At 69.1% G+C, this 2,012-nt stretch carries 1 protein-coding gene; it reads left to right on the top strand.

Annotated elements, in window-relative coordinates; genetic code table 11:
- The coding region (gene infB / locus HKK72_RS38805; RefSeq protein WP_187239362.1) for a translation initiation factor IF-2 at window positions 1-2,012 on the top strand (2,012 nt) is incomplete at both ends.

The following is a 2,012-nucleotide window of genomic DNA, read 5'->3' as shown; positions in this document are numbered from 1 at the left end:
CGCACCGGTGCCGGTGGCGGCGGTGGCGGCGGTGGCCGTCCCGGTGGTGGCTTCGGCCCGCGTCCCGGTGGTGGCGGCCGCGGTCGCGGCGGCACCCAGGGTGCGTTCGGCCGTCCCGGCGGGCGTCCCACGCGTGGCCGCAAGTCGAAGAAGCAGCGGCGTCAAGAGTTCGACAACATGCAGGCGCCCGCCATCGGCGGCGTCCAGGCGCCGCGCGGACACGGCAAGGTCATCAGGCTGCCTCAGGGCGCCTCGCTGACCGACTTCGCCGAGAAGATCGGCGCCAACCCGGCGTCGCTCGTGCAGATCATGCTGCACCTCGGTGAGATGGTCACCGCGACCCAGTCGGTCAACGAGGAGACCCTGCAGCTGCTCGGGGAGGAGCTGGACTTCAACGTCCAGGTCGTCAGCCCCGAGGACGAGGACCGCGAGCTGCTCGAGTCCTTCGACCTTGAGTACGGCGAGGACGAGGGCGGCGAGTCCCGCCTCCAGTCGCGTCCGCCGGTGGTCACGGTCATGGGTCACGTCGACCATGGAAAGACCAAGCTGCTCGACGCCATCCGCAACGCCAACGTGGTGGCCGGCGAGGCCGGCGGCATCACCCAGCACATCGGCGCCTACCAGGTCTCGACCGAGGTCGACGACCAGGAACGCAAGATCACCTTTATCGACACCCCGGGTCACGAGGCGTTCACCGCCATGCGAGCCCGTGGTGCCGAGACGACCGACCTGGTCGTGCTGGTGGTCGCCGCCGACGATGGCGTGAAGCCGCAGACCACCGAGGCGATCGACCATGCCACGGCGGCCGGAGTGCCGATCGTGGTCGCGGTCAACAAGGTCGACAAGGAGGGTGCGGACCCGCAGCGAGTGCGGGCCCAGCTCACCGAGTACGGCCTGGTCGCGGAGGAGTTCGGCGGCCAGACCCTGTTCGTCGACGTGTCCGCGAAGCAGGGGCTGAATCTCGACGGGCTGCTCGAGGCGATCATCTTGACCGCCGACGCCGAGCTGGACCTGCGGGCCAACCCCGATCAGGACGCCCAGGGCGTCGCGATCGAGGCGCACCTGGACCGCGGCCGCGGTTCGGTGGCGACCGTGCTGGTGCAGCGCGGCACGCTGCGGGTCGGTGACTCCATCGTCTGTGGTGGGGCCTTCGGCCGCGTGCGGGCCATGCTCGACGACAACGGCAACAACGTCGAAGAGGCGCTGCCCTCTCGTCCGGTGCTGGTGCTCGGGCTGACCGCGGTGCCCGGTGCGGGCGACAACCTCCTGGTCGTCGACGACGACCGGGTGGCCCGCCAGATCGCCGACCGCCGCGCGGCGCGCAAGCGCAACGCCGAACTGCTCAAGAGCCGGCCCAAGCAGACCCTCGAGGAGCTGTTCAAGGACCTGGAGAAGGGCGAGGTTCAGGAACTGCTGCTCATCCTCAAGGGCGACGTGTCCGGTTCGGTCGAGGCCCTCGAGGACTCGCTGCTCAAGATCGACGTTGGGGACGAGGTCAACCTGCGGGTCATCCGCCGAGGTGTCGGCGCGATCACCCAGGACGACGTCAACCTCGCGCTGACCTCAGTGGGCACGGTCATCATCGGCTTCAACGTGCGGCCTGAGCGCAACGCGTCGGAGCTGGCGGACCGCGAGGGCGTCGACATCCGGTACTACTCGGTCATCTACCAGGCGATCGATGAGGTCGAGGCGGCCCTCAAGGGCATGCTCAAGCCGGAGTACGAGGAGGTCCAGCTCGGCACGGCGGAGGTCCGCGAGCTCTTCAAGGTGCCGCGGATCGGTACCGTCGCCGGTTCGATGGTCCTGTCCGGCACGATCAACCGCAACAGCAAGGCGCGGCTGGTCCGGGACGGGATCGTCGTGGCCGACAACCTCACGGTGTCTTCGCTGCGGCGGTTCAAGGACGACGCCACCGAGGTCCGCGAGGGCTTCGAGTGCGGTATCGGCGTCGGCTACAACGACCTCAAGCTCGGCGATGTCATCGAGACGTTCGAGATGCGGGAGAAGCCCCG

The sequence above is a fragment of the Actinomadura sp. HBU206391 genome (assembly GCF_014323665.1).
In the GTDB taxonomy this organism is placed as follows: domain Bacteria; phylum Actinomycetota; class Actinomycetes; order Streptosporangiales; family Streptosporangiaceae; genus Actinomadura_C.
This window is presented reverse-complemented; position numbering and strand designations above follow the sequence as displayed.